Source organism: Streptomyces krungchingensis (assembly GCF_054729265.1).
On sequence record NZ_JBPUKY010000001.1, the window covers coordinates 2,093,077 to 2,114,569 of the forward strand.

The following is a 21,493-nucleotide window of genomic DNA, read 5'->3' on the forward strand; positions in this document are numbered from 1 at the left end:
CACGGCACCCGCGGCATCGGGGCTGCGTGGGGCGCGGAGCCGTCCGGCCGGGGCCGGGCACGACTCCGCTCGATCCTTTTCGGCCTCATGGCCGGTCCCCTTGATGGGCCGGACGGCGGAGTCGTCGAGGTGATCCCGTTCAGGCCTGGATCAGGGCTTCATCTCGTAGGCCCCGGCCAGCGCCTCGACGCGTTCCCAGACACGTGCCGAGCGTGCTTCGTCGACCACGGGACGCCGGACCGCGCCCAGCGCCCAGCGCTGCTGCTCCTCGGTGGCGGAGTCCTTGCCGTGCAGTTCGACGGCGTGTCCGGAGAAGTCGCGGACGAGCACGGAGAACAGCTCGTCGAGCACGGACGCGTCCAGGTCCGTCAGGCGGGCCTGCTCCAGGATCAGCTGACCGTGCACCACCAGGGCGAACAGCTGGCCGACGGAGAGGAGGAAGTCGAGGTCGCGGCTCTGCTTCTCGTCGGGGGCGACGGTGGCCACGAACTCGCACAGGGCGTCGGCCTGCTCGCGGAAGCGGGCGACGTTCGGCAGCTCGGCGTACGCGTCGTAGGCGGCGCGCCAGTCGTGGAAGCGTACGGAGCCCAGACCGCGGGCGGGTCCCTGCCGGAACAGGAAGGCGTCGTCAGCCGCGTCGAGGCGGGTCGGCACGGCGGGGTGCTCGACCGGCTCCAGCAGGTGGTTGCGCATGAACTTGAGGATCAGCGCGAGATTGACGTGGACCGTGCCCTCCAGCTTGGGCAGTCCGCGGATCTCGACGGCGGCCTGGGAGAAGTAGTTGTCCTTCTCGAAGCCCTTGGCGGCGATGACGTCCCACATGAGGTCGATGACCTTCTCGCCCTCGGTGGTCACCTTCATCTTCGTCATCGGGTTGAAGAGCAGGTAGCGGCGGTCCTCGGGACCGGCCGAACGGAAGTAGTCGACGGCGCGGTCGCTGAACAGCTTCATGCCGACCAGGCGGACGTACGCGTCGGCCAGTTCCCGGCGCACGTGCGGGAAGGCGGTGACGGGGCGGCCGTACAGGATGCGGCCGTGCGCATGGGTGACGGCCTCGTACATCGCGTGCTCGCAGATGCCGATGGAGGCGGTGCAGAGGTTGAACTTGCCGACGTTGACGGTGTTGAGGGCCGCGTCGAAGGCGGCGCGGCCGGTGTGCAGGACGTCCTCGGGGGCGACCGGGTAGTCCTCCAGGCGGAACTCGCTGACGTACTTGGAGGAGTCGACCACGTTCTTCACGAGGTGGTACGAGGGGTGGCGGCTGTCGGCCGCGAAGAAGACGTACCCGTCGGGCCCCTCGACGTCGGTGCGGCGGCCGAAGACCGAGACCAGTCCGGCGGCGTTGCCGTTGCCGATGTAGTACTTGGAGCCGGTGGCCCGGAAGCCGCCGTCGCCGTCGGGCTCCAGCAGCATGTCGGTGGAGTAGATGTCGGCGCCGTGGGTCTTCTCGGACAGACCGAAGGCGAAGACCTCTCCCTGGGACAGGAGTTCCGCCGCGCGGCTGCGGGCGGCGGCGTTGTCGCTCTGCCAGACCGGGCCGAGACCGAGGATGGTGACCTGCCAGGCGTACCAGTAGTCGAGCCCGTAGAACCCGAATATCTCGTTGAGGGCGGCGATCCGGGCGGTGTCCCAGCGCTGGTCCTCCTGTCCGGCGGCGGACGCCGGCGTGAGGAAGGTGGCGAACAGGCGCTCCTCGGCGGCGAACTCGAGGAAGTCCCCGAGCCAGGCGCGGGAGCGGTAGTCCTCGATCAGGCGCCGCTTGCCGCGCTCCTCGAACCAGTCGACGGTGGCGCGGAGCAGCCTGCGCGTCTCGGGGTCGAAGTGCGCCGGGTCGTAGGTGTGCGGGTGGAACAGCAGGGGGTCGGCCATGGCGTTCACCTTCTGGGCGGGGGGCGGGGATTCGGGAGGGGGTGCGGTGTTCTTCAGGCGGACGGCGGGGTCGCGCCGAGGCGGTGGAGCGTGGCGAGGACGTCGTCGAGCCAGGCGATGGTCATGCGCTCGTACGCGATGCCGCCGCGCAGCACGACGTGCTGAAGTTCCTGGCCGGCGTCGAGGGGTGCGGGGGCGTCGGGTCCGGTGAAGTCGCGCAGTTCTCCGGCGAGGTAGTGCGCGAGCCGGTCGCTGTGCACCTGGTGGTGGCGTTCGACCTCGCGGACGAGTGCGGCCGGGTCGTCGAAGGCCGCGCCGCGGATCTTCACGGCGAGGTCGTGACGCATGCTCTCCGGTTCGATCGGCTCGTGGAGCCACAGGGAGAGGGCCGCGCGGCCGGGGGCGGCGACGGAGTACTCCTTCTTGTCCGGCCGGCCGTGCTGCGGCACGTCGCGCACGGCGAGCAGGCCCTCGCTCTCCATGCGCTTGAGCACGCGGTAGATCTGCTGGTGCGTGGCGGTCCAGAAGTAGCCGATGGACCGGTCGAACCGGCGGGCCAGCTCATAGCCGGAGCCCGGCTTCTCCAGCAGGGAGACGAGGATCGCGTGGTCGAGCGCCATGCCGGGATCTTGCTATGCAACTCGTTGCATAGACAAGCGCCGCCGCCCGGGTGAGACACGGCTCACCCGGGCGGCGGGGATGTGCGGGCCTTCGCCCGCTACGGCGGTTTGGGGCGCAGCACGTTGAGCACCGCCCAGACGACCGACACGAAGGGGACGGCCACGACGGCTCCGATCACGCCCGCGACGATGCTGCCCGCGATGACGGAGACGGCGACGACGAGGGGATGGAGCCGGACGGCCCAGCTCATCACGAGCGGGTGCAGGACGTGGCCTTCGAGCTGGCCGATGACGACGATGAGGACCACGACGGCCGCCGCCGTCAGCGGCCCGCGGCCGGCCAGGGCGACCACGGTGGCCACACCGAGTGCCACCGGCGATCCCACCAGTGGCACGAACGCGGCGAAGAACTCCAGCAGGGTCAGCGGCAGTGCGAGCGGCACCCGCAGCACGTACAGGGCGATGCCGACGAGTACGGCGTTGGTGGCGGCCACGATGATGATGCCGCGCGTGTAGCCCGCGAACGTCCGCCATGCCGCGTGGCCCGCCCGGTCCCACGCCGGGCGGGCTCCCTGGGGCAGCAGGTCGTCGCGTGCCCAGGCCCACAGGCGTTCCCCGGAGTGGATGAAGAAGACGGAGGCGAAGAGCGCGAGCGCGGCCCCCGCGACGATCTCCACGAAGCGGCCGAAGCCGCTGAGGGCGCTGCTGAGCAGGCTGGCGCGGTGTGCGGTGAAGTAGGCGACGATCTGTTCCTGAAGCCGGGACAGCGCGCCCGGGCCGAGCCGGAACGGAGGCTGCTGGAGCCAGAGTTCGATCCGGTGGACGCCGCCGCGGAACTCGCCGGCCAGCTTGCCCGACTCACCCGCCACGGCACTGCCGACGAGCGCCAGGAGACCGAGTACGGCGCACGCGCTGCCGATGATGGAGACGGTGACCGCCAGCGACCTCGGCAGCCACCGGGCGAGCAGGTCGGCGAGCGGACGCAGGACCGTGGTGATGACCAGGGCCAGGAAGAGCGCCACGGCGATGAGCTGGAAGCGGCCCAGGATGGTGAAGACGCCGTAGACGACGACGCCGACCAGGATGAGGCGCCAGGCGTAGGCGGCCGCGACGCGGAGCCAGGGCACCACCCGCTCGTGGGCCGGGACGGGGTAACGGCCGCGGGGGCGTCGTGGGGGCCGCGCGGCGGGCGCCGGCCGGCTGCCGGGCGTGGCGCCGGACGTCCGTGGACCTCGGCCGCGGCCCGCCGCCGATGCGCCCCCGTCCGCCACTGTGCCTCCCGCTGCCGACTGCCCGTCACGTCGAGAACATTAGGCGCATTCCGGGCAACCGGCCTGGTGTGGCGTTCCGCGTCAGGAGTTCGCGGGCGGCCTGATCCAGCCCAGCGAACGTTCGACGGCGCGCTGCCAGTTGTCGTACTCCGACTCGCGGCGCTCGGGGTCCATGTCCGGCATCCACTGGCCGGCCCGGTGCCAGTGGCGGCGCAGGACTTCCAGGTCCGACCAGTAGCCGGCGGCGAGTCCGGCGGCGTAGGCGGCGCCGAGGGAGACCGTCTCGGCGACCATGGGCCGCACCACCGGCACGTCCAGCACGTCGGCGACGAACTGCATGAGCAGGTTGTCCGCCGTCATACCGCCGTCCACCTTGAGCTGTTTCAGGGGGACCGGGAAGTCGGCGTTCATGGCGTCGACGACCTCCCGCGTCTGCCATCCGGTGGCCTCCAGGACGGCGCGGGCCAGGTGCCCCTTGGTGATGTACGAGGTGAGGCCGACGATGACCCCGCGTGCGTCGCTGCGCCAGCGGGGCGCGAAGAGACCGGAGAACGCGGGGACGATGTAGCAGCCGCCGTTGTCCTCCACGGTCCGCGCCAGCGTCTCGATCTCCGGAGCGTTGTTGATCAGGCCCAGCCGGTCGCGGAACCACTGGACCAGGGAGCCGGTGACGGCGATCGACCCTTCCAGGGCGTAGACGGGGGGCTGCTCCCCGATCTTGTAGGCCACGGTCGCGAGGAGCCCGTGCCGGGACCGCACGACCTCGTTGCCGGTGTTGAGGAGAAGGAAGCTGCCCGTCCCGTACGTGCACTTCGCCTCGCCCGGGGAGAAACAGGTCTGGCCGAACAGGGCGGCCTGCTGGTCGCCGAGGGCGGCCGTGATGCGCACGCCCGGCAGGAGACCGCCGGCCTCGCCGTAGTCCTCGGCGGAGGAGCGGATCTCGGGAAGCATCGCGCGGGGCACTCCGAAGAACGACAGCAGTTCGTCGTCCCAGGTCAGCGTGTGGATGTTCATCAGCATGGTGCGGCTGGCGTTGGTGGCGTCGGTGATGTGCAGACCGCCGTCCACTCCCCCCGTCATGTTCCAGATCAGCCAGGTCTCGATCGTGCCGAACAGCACCTCGCCGTCGATGGCGCGCTGCTCCAGCCCGCTGACGTGGTCGAACAGCCAGCGGATGCGCAGCGCGGAGAAGTAGGTCGACGGGGGCAGGGCGCACCGGTCGAGAAAGAAGGTGTCGCCGGGCCGTTGGCCGAGCTCGTCCACGAGCGGTGCCGTGCGGGTGTCCTGCCAGACGATCGCCCTGCCGAGGGGCGCACCCGTGCGGCGGTCCCAGAGCACCGTCGTCTCCCGCTGGTTCGCGAGCCCGATCGCGGCGATGTCCTCGGCTCCGACCCCGACGTCGGACAGGGCCTCGGGCACGATCCGCTGAAGGTTCCGCCAGATCTCGACGGCGTCGTGCTCGACCCACCCCGGCTTGGGAAAGTGCTGCTCGTGCTCCCGCTGGACGACCGACACCAGCCGCCCGTGGTTGTCGAACAGAATGCATCGGGTGGAGTTGGTGCCCTGATCGATGGACATTACGTACCGTTCAGCCATGATCGGGTCTGCCTTCCGATGTCATGATCAGGTCTGCCTTCCGGTGTGCCGAGGCGGGTTCACCAGCGGGTCGCGCCCAGGTCTCTGGAGATCGCCCGTGCGGCCTCGCGGAGCAGGGTGATCAGGCTCGGCCGGGGGCGGCCCTGGCTGTCACAGATCCGCTCGACGGGTCCGGAGAGCCCGATGGCACCCACCACGAGACCGCCGTGGCCCCGGATCGGCGCGGCCACGCCGGCTTCGCCCATGCTCATCTCCTGGACCTCCGCGGCCCAGCCGAGTTCCCGGACCTCGCCGAGCGCGCGGGTGAGCTGCTCCGCGGTGACCAGGGTGTGCCGGGTGTACGCCTCGAGTCCGGACTCCAGCACCGGCTCCAGGGCGGCGGTCCCGTAGGCCAGCAGCACCTTGCCGAGCGAGGAGGCGTGCAGGGGCAGCAGCGAACCCACGTCGAGGGTCTGAAGGGTGTCGTCCGGGCGGAACACGTGGTGGATGACGAGAACTCTGCCCTCCAGGGGCGTGCCGAGGCGGACCGCTTCACCACTGCGGGCGGCCAGGGCGTCGGCCCAGTTGATCGAACGGGACCGCAGATCGTTGACATCGAGATAGCTGGTGCCGAGGTGCAGCAGAGCGGCCCCGAGCTGGTACTTTCCGGTCGCCTCGTCCTGCTCGACGAAATCCACGTGCTGAAGGGTGCGCAGGATGCCGTGGGCGGTGCCCTTCGCCAACCCGAGTGAGGAAGCAACCTCCCCCAGACCGAGTCGGCGGGGCCCGCCGGCGAGCAGACGCAAGATCGCCGCCGCCCGTTCGATCGACTGGACTGGGCCGGCCATGAATCGAGCCTAGTCCCGCTCTGGGCTGTCCGCTTTTCGTGCAGGTCGCCGGTCCGGTATGCGCCGGACGTCCCCGTTCGGCAATGCCGACCCGCGTTCATTGACCTGCTTTGTCCGGCTCTCTACCTTGCTTTCAGGCCCGGCAACGCGCGCCGGGACCTGGCGCCCGGCCGACTGCGCCCGCGGGAGGAGAGCAGATGGCACTACAGCTCAACACGATGCTTCCGGACACTCTGGAACACGTATGCCCCCTGCCGCCCGTCCCCGGGGCCGTTCCCGCCCTGCGCCGACAGGTGGGCAGGGTGCTCGCCGAGTGGGACATATGCCCGGCGATCGCCGACGACTGTCTCCTCGTGGTGTCGGAACTGCTCACCAACGCGATCATGCACGCGCTGCCTCCGGCGGAGCTGCGGCTGTCCTGGAACCGGGGCTGCGGTCTCGGCACCCTGCACATCGAGGTCAGCGACGCGGGACCGGCGCGCCCGCCGGGCCAGCGCCAGGCGGGAACCGACCCGGACGAGCACGGACGCGGCGAGGAGATCGTGCACGCGCTGGCGGCCCGGCACGGCATTCGCGTTCGTCAGGGCCGGATCACCCGCTGGGCCGAGCTCGTCGCCGTGTGACGAGGCACGGCCGCACCTGACGGCCACGGCTCCCACGCGTGGTGGCGGGTCAGAACACATGCGCCTGCGTGACCGCCGTTCGGGACAGCTCCGGTCCGGGACCGCCCGACACCGACTCCCCCGGCCCGGAGACCTCCGGACCGCCGGCCATCGGCTCGGACAGGGCCGGCTTGCGGAGCAGCAGCAGCGCCGCGTCGTCGTGCAGCCTGCCGCCCACGTGGTCCAGCAGCTCGTCGTGGAGCGCGGTCAGCGTGCGTGCCGGCTCGTCGGACAGGTGGCGGGCCAGCCCCTCGGCCAGCGGATAGAACTCCCGGCTCTGGTTGCGCGCCTCGGTGACTCCGTCGGTGTAGAGCAGCAGCTGGTCCCCGTCGGCGAAGGGCATCACCTGGAGGCTGGGGTCCTCTCCGGAGAACGCGCGCAGCCCGAGGGGCGGCGCCGGGTTCGCGGGCTCCACCGCCACGACATCCCCGGATCCGCGCGCCAGCAGCGGGGGCGCGTGTCCGCAGTTGACCAGCTCCAGATGACCCGACCTCGGGTATCCGGCGACGACGGCGGTGACGAAGTCGTCGTGTCCGAGGTTGCGCGCCAGGCTCCGCTCGATCCTGCCGACGACGTCGAGGAGGTCGGGCTCGTCGTAGGCGGCCTCACGGAAGACACCGAGCACCAGGGCGGCCGTCGACACGGCCGGCAGACCCTTGCCGCGCACGTCACCGACGATCAGCCGGATTCCGTACGGGGTCGGCACCAGGGCGTAGAGGTCCCCGCCGATACGGGCCTCCGCGGCCGCCGCGCTGTAGCGGACCGCCACCCGGAAGGGGCCGACGGTCTCCGGCACGGGCTTGAGCAGCGCGTGCTGCGCGGCCTCCGCGACCGAACGGACGGCGGCGAGCACCCGTTCACGGCGCCCGCGCAGGGCGCTCGTGAGGCCGTTCGCCACGGTGACGGCGCCGACCGCAGAGAGGACGACCGCCAGCTCACGTCCCGGGACGCCGTCCCGGACGCCGAGCGTCGCGCCCACCAGCGCGGCGACCAGACCGACGCACAGGACCCCGCGGGGTCCGTTCGTCGTCGCGGCCAGCGCGGGCGCCGCCGCGAGCAGCGGCAGCCAGATCACACCTGCTCCGCCGAGCAGGTCGACGAGCGCGACGACGCAGAGGAGGATCAGGGGCAGCACCGGCGTTCCGCCGGCCATCTGCACCGCGGCGCTCCTGCGGGACGTGGCTCGCAGCCAAGGGCCCGGGTTGCTGTTCGGCCGCACCGGTCCGTGGCCACCTCCGTGGTCTCGGGAATGTCTCATATCTCCGTCCGAAGTCCTCTTCCCTAGGCGGGAACACTCCCGACATGTCCGTTTTATCTAGGTAATACGTTCGGGCCGGGGTGCCACAAGGACTCGGATTTCAGATAGTGAGCGACAGGCTCCTGGTGACGCGGTCGGCGGTCGGGATCAGCCGCTCCCGGGCCTCGGCGAGCCGGGAGAGCCGGTCCGCCGGGAGCGACACACCGAGCGAGCCGAGCGTCTCGCCGCAGTAGACGGGCACCGCGACACAGACCGTGCCGAGGGCGTACTCCTCCAGGTCCGTGACGGCGGGGGCCAGCGGCGAGGAGTCGATCTGCCGGAGCAGTTCCGGTGTGCTGGTGATGGTCCGCGGCGTGAGGTCGGCGAGGTGGTGCCGGGCGAGGTAGTCGTTGCGGGACTCCTCGTCCAGTTCGCGCAGGACGGACTTGCCCAGCGCGGTGGCGTGTCCCGCGTCCTCGAACCCCACCCAGAGGTCGACACGCGGCGCGCGGGGGCCGTCGACGATCTCGGCGACCCGGATCTCGCCCTCCTCGTAGAAGGTGAGGTAGGCGGCCGCCGCGAGGCCGTCCCGCAGCGCGGCGAGCGTGGGGCGGACACGGCTGAGGAGCGCCTGCTCGCGGCTCCGGGTGTTCAGCGCCTGCACCTTGTCGCCGAGGATGAACCCTCCGTCGGCGAGCTTGCGCACGTATCCGTCGTGGGCCAGCGTGCGGAGCAGGTGATAGGCGGTGGCCAGGGGCAGAGCCGTCTCGCGCGCCAGCTGCTTCGCGGGCGCGCCGTTCTCGTGCGCCCCCACCGCTTCCAGCAGGCGGAAGGCCCGCTGCACCGAGGCGATGAGCGTGGGGCCGTCCTGAGCACCCATGAGACCAGCGTGCGCCGGGTCTCCGGCGTAGGCAAACGTGTGCACGGGCCACGCCGTGCCGGGCGGCCCTGCGGCACCGCGTGACGACCGCCCTGGGCGGGGCCTTCGGCCCCTTCGACTTCTCCCACCGCCGACGGGAGCCGGTCTCCTCAGGGGTAGGATTTTCAGGGGTGAGGGACATGTGCGCGCCGCATGAGCCGCGGCGGAGCAGCACGGTCCCGCGGGTCGTGTGAGGGGACGGGATGGCGGAGCGCAGGGCGACGGCGGATCGGGACGCGGTCGCGATGGTCATCGAGGCCTGGGCGCGCGAACGCCCCGAGCTGGACACCGCCCCCTTGGAGGTCCTGGCGCGGCTGCACCGCTCCTTCCTGCGCTACAGCACCCGCCTGACCACGTCCATAGAGCGGCACGGACTGTCCGTGGCCGGTTTCGACGTGCTGACCGCGCTGCGCCGGTCGGGAGCTCCGTACCGGCTGACCGCGGGCCAGCTCGCCGACTCCGGGCTGGTGTCGTCCGCGGGCGTCACGCTGCGGATCGACCGGCTGGAGAAGGACGGGCTGATCGTGCGCGAGCGGGACGCCGAGGACCGGCGCGTCGTGTACTCGCGGCTCACCGACGAGGGGCTCGCCAAGGTGGACGAGGTGTTCGCCGAACACCTCGACAACGAACGCCGCATGCTCGGCGAGATGTCCCCGGCCGAGTGCCGCCAGCTCGCCCGGCTGCTGCGCAAGCTGGAGCACTCGATCATCGCGTCGGACGGGGAGCTCCCCGGCTGAGGCGGGCCGTCGGGCTCAGCAGGCCGAGGCTGCGGCCGCGGCCTGCTGCTCCGCCTGTGCCCGGTAGAGGCGCCTGAGCCGGACCACCCCCAGGTCGTGCTGATAGAGGTTCTCGCGCTGGTCGGCGTCCGCGGGCATGGCCTCCAGCATGACGCGGTCCTGCTCCAGGACCTCCCAGTGACGCTCCTCGATGAGCGTCTTGTAGAGGAAGCGCCAGGTGTCGCGCTGCCAGTCCTGGACACGGCGGTAGCGCCAGAAGAAGACCCCGGTGCGTTCGGCGTCCACCGGGCACGCCATGCCGACGATGCCGAAGGCGCCGCCCGGTCCGGCCGAGGGCGGGTACGGGATGGAGAGGTCCACCCAGTCGATCCCGGTGCGGCACAGCTCGACCCAGTCGAAGTTGACGCCCCGCTGGTCGGTCTTCTCGAAGAAGTAGCCGCGGCCGGTCTCACGGATGCGGAACTTGGCGGTGGTGTCCCCGTCGTACATGGTGTGGGACTCGTGGTGCAGAAACGCTCCGTGCATGGGGTCGAGGAGGTTCTCCATGGCGTACCGCCACGGGACCTCCCACTCCGCGTAGCACAGGATCGGCTCGACGTCCGGGTCGTCGAGCGGCTCGGGCAACGTCAGTTCGACCGGCTCCGGGTGCTGTTCGTCGCCGAAGTAGGCGAGGATCGCGCCGGCGACCTCGCGGACCGGCAGCGAGGCGACGAGCTTCTTGCCTTCGAGGTTGCAGCCGGGCAGTCCGGGCACGGACGAGACGGTGCCGTCGCTCTCGACCTCGACGCCGTGGTACCAGCAGGCGACGCGGTCGCCGAGGTGTCTGCCCAGGGACAGCGGGGCGCCCCGGTGGGGACAGCGGTCCGCGAGCATCGACAGAACGCCGTCGGAGCGGCGGAACAGCAGCCACTGTTCGCCGAGCGCGGTCACCCGGCGCATCGCGCCCGGCGCGACGAAGTGCGAGGGGACGACGGCGTGCCACTGGTTGCGCAGGCCGGTGGCGTAGATGTGGTCGGCGGTGGCGGTGGTGGACAGCGTCATGGTCAGGCTCCCAGGCGGTGCATCTCGGCGCGGAAGGACTCCTCGGTCCACGCGGCGCCGTCGGGTGCGTGCACCTGACGGGCGTTCAGTCCGGCGATCACGTCGGCGAGTTCGTGGCCGTCCTTGGTGAAGACCTCTTCGAGGGTGGCGGCCAGCTTGTACTCGTAGGGGGTGGGCTCATGCGTACGGGACTGGTGGGCGTCCAGGTACGGCCAGGGGGCGGTGGTCATGGGGGCCTCCAGCGGTCGGGGCACGGGGCGTCGGGTCACGGGTCGGTCGTCGGTCACAGATCGAGGACGAGGCGGCCGGAGGCGCAGCGGGAGACGCAGATCATCATGGTCGCGTTCGCGGTGTGCTCGGCCTCGCTGAGCAGGAAGTCACGGTGGTCGGGCGTGCCGTCGAGCACCCGCGTCTCGCAGGAGCCGCAGATGCCGTCGCGGCAGGAGCTGTCGACGCTGATGCCGGCGTCCTCCACCGCCTGGAGGATCGAGGTGTCCGCGCCGACGGTGAGGGTGCGGCCGGAGGCGCGGCACTCGACCTCGAACGTCTCGTCGTTTCCGGCCCGTTCCACCGTGGGCGCGGCGAAGCGCTCCACGCGCAGACGTTCGGCGGGGCACTTCTGCTCGACGGCCGTCAGCAGGGGTTCAGGGCCGCAGCAGTAGACGAGTGTTCCGGCGGGCAGTCCGGTGAGCGCGGTGTCCAGGTCGATGTGGCCGTGCTCGTCCTGCGGGACGACGCTCACGTCGCCGCCGAGCGCGGCCAGTTCGTCGGTGAAGGCCATCGAGGCGCGGCTGCGGCCTCCGTACACCATGCGCCAGTCGGCACCGCGCCGGCCGGCCTCGCGGGCCATGGCCAGCAGTGGGGTGATGCCGATGCCGCCCGCCACGAAGACGTATCCCGGGGCATCCTCCAGGGCGAAGTGGTTGCGCGGTTCGGAGACCGTGACGGTCCGGCCCGGGCGCAGGCGGGTGTGCACATGACGCGAACCCCCGCGCGACGCGGGCGCGTCGAGGACGCCGATCCGGTACGCCGTCGCCGTCCGGGGGTCGCCGCAGAGGCTGTACTGGCGGACCAGACCGCCCACCTCGACGTCGATGTGGGCGCCGGGGGTCCAGGCCGGGAGGGGTTTGCCGTCGGGGTGGACCAGTTCCACGGAGAGGACCCCCTCGGCCTCCCAGGTCATGCGGTGCACGGTCAGGTGCAGGGACGTCTCGCTCATCGGGGCCGGCTCCTCACAGGTGTCTCGGTCGGCATCTCACTGGCCCGGAATCCGTACGGGCGGGGTGAACGGGTTCTTCATCGGACCCAGCGCCGTCAGGTCGACCTCGACGAGGACGGGCCCGTCCGACGCGACGGCCTCGTCCAGCACCGGACCCGCGTGCTCCTCGGCGGCGATCCGCAGGTACGGCAGCCCGCAGGCGCCGGCCAGCTTCTCGAAGTCGGGGGTGGTGAGGTCGACGCCGGAACGACGCTCGGCGTAGCTGTCCTGCATGTTGCGCAGGACGCCGTAACCGCCGTCGTTGAAGACGAGCAGGGTGAGCCGGGGCCTTTCCTGGGCGAGGGTGAGCAGTTCGCCGAGGTGGACGGCGAGGCCGCCGTCTCCGGCGATCACGACCGTGGGGGTCTCCGGCCGGGCGAGGGCCGCTCCGATGCCCATGCCGAGGCCCTGCCCGATGCCGCCGCCGCGCGGGAAGACGTTGTCGCGCGGATCGTGGATGTCCAGCAGCCGGTTGCCCCAGCTGCTGGACGGGATGGTGACGTCGCGGGCCACGACGGCCGCACGGGGCAGCGCGGCGCGGATCGCGTCGCAGATCGCCGCCTGCGGGCCGATGTTGTCGCGCAGCGTGGCCCGCACCTGTCCGCGGACCGCGGTGACCCGCTCCGTCCAGGACGCCTCGGCCGTACGGGCGTGCGGCCGGAGTGCGGTGAGGACGTCGGCCGCGTCTCCGTGCAGGGGGTGCCGCGCCGGGTAGACGCGGCCCAGCGCGGCGGCGTCGACGTCGATCTGGATGTGCGCGGCGGGGAGTTCGAGCCCGTAGTCGGCGGTCTCGTTCGAGCGGAAGTGGGTGCCGATCGTCAGCAGGACGTCGGCGTCGGCGAGCAGCGCGCGGGCGGCCGGTGCGGTGGCGAAGTTGCCGATGACCTGGGGGTGGTCCTCGGGGACGGTGCCGCGCCCGGAGTTCGAGGTGAGCAGACCGGCGCCGGTGGCGGCCAGCAGCCCGGCGAGTTCGGTGCGGGCGCGGGTCGCGCCGCCGCCCGCCCATACCAGGGGCCGGCGCGCCGAGGCCAGCAGCGCTGCCGCGGCCGCCAGTTCGCCCGGTTCGGCTGCGGGCACAACGGGTGCGGCGGGTTCCGCCGCGGTGTCCGTCTGGGCGGCGTACTGGAGGTCGATGGGCCATTCGACGCTCGCGGGTCCGCCGGGTGCGGTGCGGGCGGCACGGGCCGCCTCGCGCAGGACGCGTCCCGCGTCGTCGGCGGAGGTCACGGTGGCGGCGTACTTGGACACCGCCGTCAGCATGCCCAGCTGGTCCTTGGTCTCGTGGATGAAGCCGCGGCCGCTGCCCAGGAACCGGCTCTCCACCTGCCCGGTGACGTGCAGGACGGAGGTGCCCGCGCTGAGCGCCTCGATCAGTGATCCGGCGGCGTTGCCCGCGCCGGTGCCGGTGGAGGTGAGGGCGCAGCCGATCCCTCCGCGGGCCCGCCCGTAGGCGTCGGCGGCGTTCACGGCGGACGCCTCGTGGCGTACGGGGACGAAGCGCAGTTCCCGGTCGACGGCTTCGACCAGCGGCAGGTTGTGCACGCTGACGATGCCGAAGACGGTGTCGATGCCGAGTCGGCGCAGGACGGCGACGAGGAGATCGCCTCCGGTTTCGTGACGCATGTGAGGTCTCCTCAGAGGATGGAACGGCCGACGCCGCCGCAGACGTCGATGCTGGTGCCGGTGATGTACGAGGCGCGCGGTGACAGGAGCGCGACGATCGCGTAGGCGACCTCCTCGGCGCGGCCGAGCCGGCCGAGCGCGATGCCGCGGTCGGCGGCGAGGTGCGCCTGCCAGTCCTCGTAGGTCTCGCCGGTGTCCGCATCGGCGTGGCGGCGGGTCCACTGGCCGGTGTCGATCAGGCCCAGACACACGGAGTTGACGCGGATGCCGTCGGCGGCGAGTTCGGCGGACAGGGACTTGGAGAGGTTGAGGATGCCCGCACGGGCGGCGCTCGTCGTGATCAGACGGGTCTCGGGCTGTTTGGCGAGGACGGCATTGACGTTGACGACGCTCGGCGCGTGCGAGGCCCTCAGGTGCGGGCGGGCGGCGTGCAGCGGGTTGAGGACGCCGCTGAACTTGAGCTCCAGCTCGTCGCGCCAGTCCTCGACGGTGCACTCGTCGAGGCCCTTCATCCGGGACTGGCCGGCGTTGTTGACGAGCCCGTCGATGCCGCCGAACCTGTCGGCGACCCGATCGGTGAACTCGCGTACGGCGTCGGCGTCCCGTACGTCGCAGACGCCCGTCAGCAGCCGTACGCCGTCGAGGCCGGCCGCCGCCCGGGCGAGCCGCCCGGCGTCGCGGCCGCAGGTGGCGACGTTCGCGCCTTCGTCGAGGAGGGCGCGGACCGTGGCCAGGCCGACGCCCGAGCTGCCGCCGGTGACCACGATGGTGCGGTCGGCGAGGCCCAGATCCATGGCAGTTGTCTCCTGTTGCTCAGTGCATGGTGAAGCCGCCGTTGACGGCGATCACCTGTCCGGTCAGATAGCGGGACTCCTCGCCGAGCAGGAAGGCGACCGTGCCGGTGAGGTCGTCGGGCTGCTGGGGGCGGGAGATGGCCCGGTTCACGCGGTACAGGTCGTGGCGTTCGGCGGGCACGGTCTCGGTCGCCTCGCACTCGGTCAGGCCGGGGGCGACCGCGTTGACGGTGATGCCCTTGTCGCCGAGTTCGCGGGCCATGGCCCGGGTCAGGGCGATCACGGCGCCCTTGGAGGCGACGTAGTGGGCGAGCCGCGGTGAGCCGTACAGGGCCGCGTCCGAGGCGAGGTTGACGATGCGGCCGGGGCCGCCGTGGGCGAGGAGCTGCCGCAGCAGGGCCCTGGACACCAGCCACGGGCTGCGGGCGTTGACCGTCATCAGCCGGTCCCACGCCTCGACGTCGATGTCCTGGAACTCCTTGCCGCCCACGCCGTTGGCGAGCGCCGCGTTGTTGACCAGCCCGTACAGCGGGCCGAGCGGGGCGGTGAGGTCGGCGAGCCGTGCGACCGAGGCGGGGTCCGCGACGTCGCAGTGCGCGAAGCGGGCGTCGAGGCCCTCCGCGCGCAGCAGCGCCTCGGCGGCCCGGCCGCGCTCCTCGTCCACCTCGGCGAGGACGACCCGGAAGCCGTCCTCGCCGGCCCGGCGGGCCATGGCCAGTCCCAGGCCACGGCCCGCCCCGGTGACGACGACGGTCCGGCCGCCGGTCGACCGCTGCTCAGTCACGGGTGACGCCGTGCATCGGCGAGTGCTCGGGGTAGGTCGGCACCTGCGGCTTCTGCGTGCCGATGACGACGCAGAACAGCGCGTCGGTGTCCCCCTCGTTCTTCAGGGAGCGGGCCACGCCAGCGGGGACGACGATCATGTCGCGGTAGCCGAGGGTGCGGTACTCCGCCTCGTCCTCGCCGCGGTGGATGCCGACGCGGACCTGGCCCTCCAGGACGAAGAAGGCCTCCTCGACGTCGTGGTGGGTGTGCTCGGGGCCCTCGGCGCCCGGCGGGAGAAGCATGTTGGAGAACGTGAAGCCGCCGGACGGGATGATCCGGTTGTCGCCCTCGTGGTTGCCGGTGGCGCCGGAGCCGACGTAGCGGATCTGCGCGCGGCGGTACTGGTCGCCGGCCTTCGACTGGAAGGCGAGGGTGTTCCAGTCGGGCTCGCGGGAGTCCTTGGTCGCGATGAGCGAGTCGGTGTACGAGGCGAGGTCGCCGCCGTTGTCGTACGTGGTGGTGGTGAGAGGCACGGTGAGCTCCTAAGCGGGGATACGGGCGGTGATGCGGAGATGGGAGAGCACCCAGGCGTTGAAGCGCTCGGGCTGCTCCTGGTTGGCCAGGTGACCGGCGTCCTTGACGATCACGTAGGCGGTCCTGTGGATGGCGCCGGCGATGGCCTGCGAGGCGTCGACTCCGGTGACCCGGTCCTGGTCGCCGCACAGGACGAGGGTGGGCGCGGCGATGCGGGACAGTTCGGCGCGCAGATCGGCGGCGGCCATCGACTCGGCGGCGTGGGCGTAGCCCGGGAGGCGGATCGCGTCCGCCATGGTGTCGGTCACGCGCTGGACGAGTTCGGCGGGCGCGCGCTCGGACACCAGGCGGGGTGCGCGGCGCTCGGCGAAGGCCCTGGGGCCGGTCTCGGCGAGTTCGGCGGCCCGTGCCCGCATGGCGGCCGCCTTCTTCGGGTCGGTCCCCGACCCGGGGCTGGAGTCGGCGACGACGAGGGACGCAACGAGCCCGGGGTGGCGGACGGCGAGACGCAGCGCGATCACTCCGCCCCAGGACACGCCCAGGACGTGGGCGCTGCCACCACGCGAGCGGATCAGCTCGGCCGCCGTGTCGGCGAAGTCGTCGAGGGTCAACGGGCCTTCGGGGTCGGCGGACCTGGCGTATCCGGGAGCGTCCCAGGCGACGACTCGCGCGTACCGCCCCAGTTCGGCGAGCTGGGGGGCGAACGCTGCCGACGAGGAGCCGATGCCGTGCAGGCAGAGCAGCAACGGCCCCTGGTCCCCCGCCTCTTCGGTGTGCACCGTGTCCGCGGTGCGCGCGGCCGCCGTCACAGGATCTGTCCCGTCCGCCCGGCCAGGGCGGCCAGGCTGCGCAGCACGGCGTACGGGACGACCTGGCTGGTCGCGGGGTTGCCGGGGTCGGGCAGGTGGGCCACCTCGAAGCGGTACGTCCCGTGGGCGCCGGACGCCTCGACGACGTGCCGGGTGTGGTGTGCCCCGGGATCGGCGACGACCCGGACCCGCACAGTGTCCAGGTCGCCGACGGCCAGGGCGACCGACGCGGCGACGTTCGTCGACTTGGGGAACTTCACCGGGACGTCCCGGGCGGTGCCCGACATGACCTCGACGGGACCGGTCGCCGTCCGCAGACGCGTCAGCAACTCCTCGTCCATCCACGGCTGTTCGAGGGTGGTGGGCAGCTTGGTGGTGGTGAGGCGTACGTCGTGCAGCGGGCCGAGGGAGCGTACGGCCTGGAGGAGGTCGAGGCCGCCGACGGCTCCGCCGGTGAAGTACACCCGGCCGGGTCCCGCCGCGAGGAGCCGCTTGGCCAGTTCCTCGTCGGTCAGCGCCCCGGTGGAGGCGATCAGCAGGTCGGTGCCCGACTCCAGGACGCGTTCGCCCCACGCGCGGACGACCGCCTGCCCCGCGGCCTCCACGATGAGGTCGCAGCGCTCAAGGGCCTCCTCGAAGGCGACCTGTGGAGCGGGTGCGCTGTCCCCGAGCGGACGGTTGTCGACGACGCACGCCAACTCGGCTCCGGGGACGGCCTGTTCGGCGAGGGCCGAGCCGACCACGCGGCCGATGGCGCCCCAGCCGACCACGCCGACCCTGCGGACCTTCTGGATGCTCGTGGTCATGCGGAGGCCTCCTCGGTGAGGGCGGGTGCGGCGAGCGGGCCGGGGTCGGGGGTGCCCGCCATGTGGCAGCGGATCTCCTGGGAGGGGGCGCCCGCGGTGCCCCACAGGTCGGACAGTTCGGGGGTGCGCCGCCACACCTTGGCGATCCAGCGGTCCTCGACGACCTGTGCGACCTCGGAGGTGTATTCGCAGACCAGGCCGGTCGGGTCGGTGAAGTAGGAGAAGGTGTTGTCACCGGGACCGTGCCGGCCGGGTCCCCACTGGGGGGTGATGCCGTGGTGACGCAGCCGGCCGAGCCCCCGCATGAAGTGGTCGACGGAACTCATCTCGTACGCCACGTGGTTGAGCGAGGCCCACTCGGCCTGGTTGAAGGCGATGCAGTGGTGGTCCGCGTTGCAGCGCAGGAAGGCCATCTGGTGCTCGGACCAGTCGGAGACGCGCAGCCCGAGGACGTCGCAGTAGAAGGCGACCGACGCGTCGATGTCGGTGGTGTTGAGCACGGCGTGGGTGACGCCGACCGGGACGGCCTCGTCCCGGCCGCGGGGCCTGACCGCCCAGGTCTCGGCGGTCAGCTCGATCAGCCGTCCCTCGGGGTCGGTGAAGCGCAGGCCGTAGCCGCCGCCCACCTGGTCGAGACGGCCGGGTCCGGCCACCGGGGTGATACCGCGGGCGAGCAGACGGCCGGCCGCCTCGTCCACCTCGGCGGGGGTGGCGACCGCGAACGAGATCCTGCCGAGGCCGACGCGGTGGGAGCGCGTCAGCTGGAGGGCGTGGTGCTCCTCGCCGGTGCCGCGCAGCCAGACGGCGTCGCGCTCGGACTCGACGACCGCGAGTCCCCACGCCTCGGCGTAGAAGTCCGCGGCTTCGCCGAACGTGGGCGTGAGCAGCTCGACCGAGCGCAGCGCGCGCAGTCGGGCAACGGGGGGTTGGGGCATGACCGTCTCCGGGGACAGGGGTGCGAGGGGATGGGAGTCGTGCGGGGCGGGCGCGGGCGTCGTCCGGCCCACGGCAGCGGCAGGCGTCATCCGGCCCACGGCAGGGGTGTGCCGGACGTGCCCCAGTACAGGGACTTCTGCCGCTGGTAGGCACGGATCGCGTCCCGGCCCTTCTCGGTGCCGAGGCCGCTGTCCTTCATCCCGCTGAACGGGGTGGAGATGCTGAACTGCTTGTACGTGTTGATCCAGACCGTGCCCGCGTCGACACGGCGCGCCAGGCGCCAGGCCGCCCGGTGGTCCCGGGTCCAGATGCCGCAGGCCAGTCCGTACACGGAGTCGTTCGCCTGGCGGACCAGGTCGTCCTCGTCGTCGTAGGGCAGGGCGATCAGCACCGGGCCGAAGATCTCCTCCTGGCACACCCGGGCGTCGTTGGGGAGGCCGTCGATGACCGTCGGCAGGTAGTAGGCACCGTCCCGGTACTCCTCGCCCTCGGGTGCGGCACCGCCGCACAGGACCCGGCCGCCCTCCTCGCGTGCGAGGTCCACGTACGCGGCGACGGCGTCCCGGTGGCGGTGGTGGACCAGCGGGCCGACCTGGGTGCCGGGTGCGGTGCCGGGCCCGACGCGCAGCTTGCGCACCCGCTCGACGAGTTCGCCGACGAAGTCGTCGTAGATCTCGCGGGCGACGAACAGCCGCGACCCGGCGATGCAGGACTGGCCGCTGGACGAGAAGATCCCGAACATCACGCCGGCCAGGGCCTGTTGGACGTCGGCGTCCGCCCGGACGATGGTCGGTGACTTGCCGCCCAGTTCGAGCGAGGCGGGAACCAGCTTGGCGGCGGCGACCGCGGCGATGGCACGGCCGGTGTCCGTGCCGCCCGTGAAGCCGATACGGCCGACGAGGGGGTGGGTGGCGATCGCGTCGCCGATCGTCCGGCCGCTGCCCGGCAGCACCGACAACAACGCTGTCGGCAGGCCGAATTCGTCGAGCGCGCGGGTGATGATCCGTCCGAGCACGAGGGAGACCAGCGGCGTCCAGGCCGCGGGCTTGAGCAGGACGGCGTTCCCGGCGGCGAGCGCGGGGGCGATCTTCTGCGCATCGCTGGCGACCGGCGAGTTCCACGGGTTGATGGCGGCGACGACGCCGATCGGCTCGTGCACGCTCATCGTGACGTAGTCGCCGCGCGACGGGGTGAGGGCGTCCTCGGCGGTCTCCAGGGCGGCCGCGGTGTAGCGGAAGGTCGCGGCCGCGCTCAGCGCGAGGGCCTTCGTCTCCGCGAGGGTCTTGCCGGTGTCGGCGGTCTGTACCGCGGACAGCTCGTCCGCGGCGGCCTCGATCAGTTCGGCGACGCGGTGCAGCAGCAGGGCGCGCCGGTGGGGCAGCAGGTCGCGCCAGGCCGGGTCGGCGGCGGCTCGCGCACCGGCCCTGGCCGCCTCGTCCACCTCGTCCACCGAGGCCGCGCGGAGAGTGGCGAGAACCCGGCCGGTGGCCGGGTCCACGGTCTCGACCGCGGCGCCCGCGCCCGGGCGCCACTGCCCTCCGATGAGGATGTCGGTGGAGAAACGAGGCACGGCGGACCTCCCGGACCGGTGAGCAGGTGGGGTTGACTCTGAGCGCTTGAAATCTAAGTGCTTAAGTATTTGGCTGGCAAGACCTGGGGCGACGAAAAGTATCTTTGCTCTTAACCATTGACCACTTAGGTAACTACTCCTACTGTCTCCGCAACTTCTCTGTTCGCGGAAGGAACCTCCATGACGACTGTGGCCGGCCGGCCCGCCGTGGGAACAGCGGGATCAATAGCCGCACGGCTCGAACGACTGCCGCACTCCCGCTGGCACGTCAAGGTCCGCTTCCTGATCGGCGCCGTCACCTTTTTCGAGGCGTTCGACCAGCTGCTCGCCGCCTCCGCCCTGCCCGTTCTGATGCGGGACTGGCACCTGACGACAGGACAGGCCACCTTCGCCATGACCGCCGGCTCGGTCGGCATGCTGCTCGGCGCCCTGGGCGCCGGATCGCTGGGCGACCGGATCGGCCGGGTGCGGACCGTCGCGCTGGGGGTCGCGGTCACCGCACTCGCCAGCCTCGCCGTCGCCTTCTCGAACGGCATCGAACTGTTCGCGCTCTTCCGGTTCGTCCAGGGCCTCGGCATCGGCGGTGTCGTCCCCGTCGCCGCCACCTACATCAACGAGATCGCGCGCTCGGACCGCCGCGGCCGTTTCGTCCTGCTCTACGAGATGATCTTCCCGGCCGGTCTGGCCGCCGCGACCCTGGTCGCCGTGTGGGTGGTGCCCCATCTCGGCTGGCGGGCGATGTTCGTGCTCGGCGCGCTGCCCGTCCTGATCGCCGCCGCCCTCCCCAAGCACGTCGCCGAGTCGCCGCGCTGGCTGCTGGCCCGTGGCCGCACGCAGGAGGCCGAGGAGGTCCTCGCCCGGATCGAGGCGGAGGTGTCGGACTCCACGGGCGAGCCGTTGCCGGCGCCGACCGCCGGTGCGGCCACGGAGGAGGGGACCTCCCGCGGACGGCTGTCGGAGCTCTTCAAGGGGCACTATCTGCGCCGCACGGCCGTCGTCTCGGGCCTGTGGTTCGTCGCGTACTACGTCAACCACGGCATCTCCACCTGGCTGCCGTCCCTCTACACCAAGAACTTCGGCCTGGACCTGACCACCGCGCTGGTCTACACCCTGCTCAGCAACGTGACCGGCCTGCTCGGCACGCTCGTGGTCGCGCTCGCCATCGACCGCGTCGGCCGGCGCCCGGCCCTGGTGGCCGCGCTCGGCGGCACCGCGCTGTCACTGGGCACCCTCGCCGTGACCGGAGCCGTCTCCGGCGGTCAGGTCGCGGTGTTCGCGTCCTGCACGACGTTCTTCGTGTACGCGATCAACGCGGGTCTCTACCTGTACTCCCCCGAGCTGTACCCGACCCGCAACCGCGCCAAGGGCGCCGCCTTCGGCGGACTCTGGAACCGCGCGGGCGTCATCCTCGGGCCGATCACCGTCGGCGCGATCCTCGGGGCGGGCGGCAGTCTGGCACTGGTCTTCACCCAGCTCGCCTGCGTCGCGGCGGCGGGTGCGGTCATCGCCCTGTTCGCCGTCGAGACGAAGGGCAGGACGCTGGAGGAGCTCAACTCCTGAGCCGCCAGCCCCCACCGGCGCCGTACACCGAGGCTCCCCGCTCCGTCCCGCACGGAACG

At 71.9% G+C, this 21,493-nt stretch carries 21 protein-coding genes; 3 read left to right on the forward strand and 18 right to left on the reverse strand.

The annotated features are described in order from the left end of the window. Window positions 1-150: 150 nt before the first annotated feature. From ACSYGO_RS09315 to ACSYGO_RS09335, 5 genes are all read right to left on the reverse strand, one after another. A complete protein-coding gene (locus ACSYGO_RS09315) occupies window positions 151-1,869 on the reverse strand; it encodes an acyl-CoA dehydrogenase family protein (protein ID WP_460386462.1) in 1,719 nt (572 codons plus the stop codon). A 53-nt stretch (window positions 1,870-1,922) separates the two neighbouring features. Beyond that, window positions 1,923-2,489, reverse strand: coding sequence for a PadR family transcriptional regulator (locus ACSYGO_RS09320; protein ID WP_460386463.1), 567 nt, complete (start codon window positions 2,487-2,489; stop codon window positions 1,923-1,925). 98 nt (window positions 2,490-2,587) lie between these two features. Next, window positions 2,588-3,760, reverse strand: a complete 1,173-nt coding sequence (locus ACSYGO_RS09325) for an AI-2E family transporter (protein WP_460386464.1) — start codon at window positions 3,758-3,760, stop codon at window positions 2,588-2,590. An 81-nt stretch (window positions 3,761-3,841) separates the two neighbouring features. Beyond that, entirely contained in the window at window positions 3,842-5,356 is a 1,515-nt protein-coding gene (gene glpK / locus ACSYGO_RS09330; protein ID WP_426678647.1) for a glycerol kinase GlpK, read from the reverse strand. Window positions 5,357-5,415: 59 nt separating this feature from the next. Next, the gene (locus tag ACSYGO_RS09335) at window positions 5,416-6,183 is read right to left on the reverse strand and encodes an IclR family transcriptional regulator (protein ID WP_345658024.1); all 768 of its coding nucleotides are present in this window, start codon (window positions 6,181-6,183) and stop codon (window positions 5,416-5,418) included. 197 nt (window positions 6,184-6,380) lie between these two features. Between ACSYGO_RS09335 and ACSYGO_RS09340 the strand changes: the two genes are divergently transcribed. Further along, on the forward strand, window positions 6,381-6,806 hold the full coding sequence (locus ACSYGO_RS09340) for an ATP-binding protein (RefSeq protein WP_426678648.1): 426 nt from the start codon (window positions 6,381-6,383) through the stop codon (window positions 6,804-6,806). A 49-nt stretch (window positions 6,807-6,855) separates the two neighbouring features. Here the strand turns inward: ACSYGO_RS09340 and ACSYGO_RS09345 are convergent, their stop codons facing one another. Together ACSYGO_RS09345 and ACSYGO_RS09350 are read right to left on the reverse strand one after the other, a co-directional pair. Next, a complete protein-coding gene (locus ACSYGO_RS09345; protein WP_460386465.1) occupies window positions 6,856-7,998 on the reverse strand; it encodes a PP2C family protein-serine/threonine phosphatase in 1,143 nt (380 codons plus the stop codon). Window positions 7,999-8,203: 205 nt separating this feature from the next. Next, a complete protein-coding gene (locus tag ACSYGO_RS09350) occupies window positions 8,204-8,962 on the reverse strand; it encodes an IclR family transcriptional regulator (RefSeq protein WP_460386466.1) in 759 nt (252 codons plus the stop codon). Window positions 8,963-9,204: 242 nt separating this feature from the next. Here ACSYGO_RS09350 and ACSYGO_RS09355 point away from each other — a divergent pair, with 242 nt between their 5' ends. Continuing rightward, window positions 9,205-9,738: a MarR family winged helix-turn-helix transcriptional regulator gene (locus ACSYGO_RS09355; RefSeq protein ID WP_359489990.1), complete on the forward strand. Its 534-nt coding sequence runs from the start codon at window positions 9,205-9,207 to the stop codon at window positions 9,736-9,738. 15 nt (window positions 9,739-9,753) lie between these two features. On the opposite strand, the gene ACSYGO_RS09360 is transcribed toward ACSYGO_RS09355, so the two are convergent. The 11 genes from ACSYGO_RS09360 to ACSYGO_RS09410 form a co-directional block, all read right to left on the reverse strand. Beyond that, window positions 9,754-10,779: a Rieske 2Fe-2S domain-containing protein gene (locus ACSYGO_RS09360; protein ID WP_432172338.1), complete on the reverse strand. Its 1,026-nt coding sequence runs from the start codon at window positions 10,777-10,779 to the stop codon at window positions 9,754-9,756. Window positions 10,780-10,781: 2 nt separating this feature from the next. Further along, window positions 10,782-11,009, reverse strand: coding sequence for a recombinase-like helix-turn-helix domain-containing protein (locus tag ACSYGO_RS09365; protein WP_460386467.1), 228 nt, complete (start codon window positions 11,007-11,009; stop codon window positions 10,782-10,784). Between the two features lie 53 nt (window positions 11,010-11,062). Continuing rightward, the gene (locus tag ACSYGO_RS09370; protein ID WP_432172337.1) at window positions 11,063-11,998 is read right to left on the reverse strand and encodes a PDR/VanB family oxidoreductase; all 936 of its coding nucleotides are present in this window, start codon (window positions 11,996-11,998) and stop codon (window positions 11,063-11,065) included. Between the two features lie 36 nt (window positions 11,999-12,034). Further along, window positions 12,035-13,660, reverse strand: a complete 1,626-nt coding sequence (locus ACSYGO_RS09375) for a thiamine pyrophosphate-binding protein (protein WP_460386468.1) — start codon at window positions 13,658-13,660, stop codon at window positions 12,035-12,037. An 11-nt stretch (window positions 13,661-13,671) separates the two neighbouring features. After that, window positions 13,672-14,454: an SDR family oxidoreductase gene (locus ACSYGO_RS09380; RefSeq protein WP_460386469.1), complete on the reverse strand. Its 783-nt coding sequence runs from the start codon at window positions 14,452-14,454 to the stop codon at window positions 13,672-13,674. A 19-nt stretch (window positions 14,455-14,473) separates the two neighbouring features. Next, complete coding sequence (locus ACSYGO_RS09385) at window positions 14,474-15,238, reverse strand: SDR family oxidoreductase (RefSeq protein ID WP_460386470.1); 765 nt, start codon at window positions 15,236-15,238, stop codon at window positions 14,474-14,476. Further along, window positions 15,231-15,752, reverse strand: a complete 522-nt coding sequence (locus tag ACSYGO_RS09390) for a cupin domain-containing protein (RefSeq protein WP_432186800.1) — start codon at window positions 15,750-15,752, stop codon at window positions 15,231-15,233. The genes ACSYGO_RS09385 and ACSYGO_RS09390 overlap by 8 nt, the downstream gene beginning before the upstream one ends. A 9-nt stretch (window positions 15,753-15,761) precedes the next feature. Continuing rightward, window positions 15,762-16,562, reverse strand: a complete 801-nt coding sequence (locus ACSYGO_RS09395) for an alpha/beta fold hydrolase (RefSeq protein ID WP_432172335.1) — start codon at window positions 16,560-16,562, stop codon at window positions 15,762-15,764. Continuing rightward, entirely contained in the window at window positions 16,559-17,368 is an 810-nt protein-coding gene (locus ACSYGO_RS09400; RefSeq protein WP_432172334.1) for an aspartate dehydrogenase domain-containing protein, read from the reverse strand. Before ACSYGO_RS09400 ends, ACSYGO_RS09395 begins: the two co-directional genes overlap by 4 nt. Then, window positions 17,365-18,303, reverse strand: a complete 939-nt coding sequence (locus ACSYGO_RS09405; protein ID WP_460386471.1) for a VOC family protein — start codon at window positions 18,301-18,303, stop codon at window positions 17,365-17,367. Before ACSYGO_RS09405 ends, ACSYGO_RS09400 begins: the two co-directional genes overlap by 4 nt. 86 nt (window positions 18,304-18,389) lie before the next feature. Further along, window positions 18,390-19,874, reverse strand: coding sequence for an aldehyde dehydrogenase (locus ACSYGO_RS09410; protein ID WP_460386472.1), 1,485 nt, complete (start codon window positions 19,872-19,874; stop codon window positions 18,390-18,392). 180 nt (window positions 19,875-20,054) lie between these two features. Between ACSYGO_RS09410 and ACSYGO_RS09415 the strand changes: the two genes are divergently transcribed. Further along, entirely contained in the window at window positions 20,055-21,434 is a 1,380-nt protein-coding gene (locus ACSYGO_RS09415; RefSeq protein ID WP_460386473.1) for an MFS transporter, read from the forward strand. Window positions 21,435-21,493 lie beyond the last annotated feature (59 nt).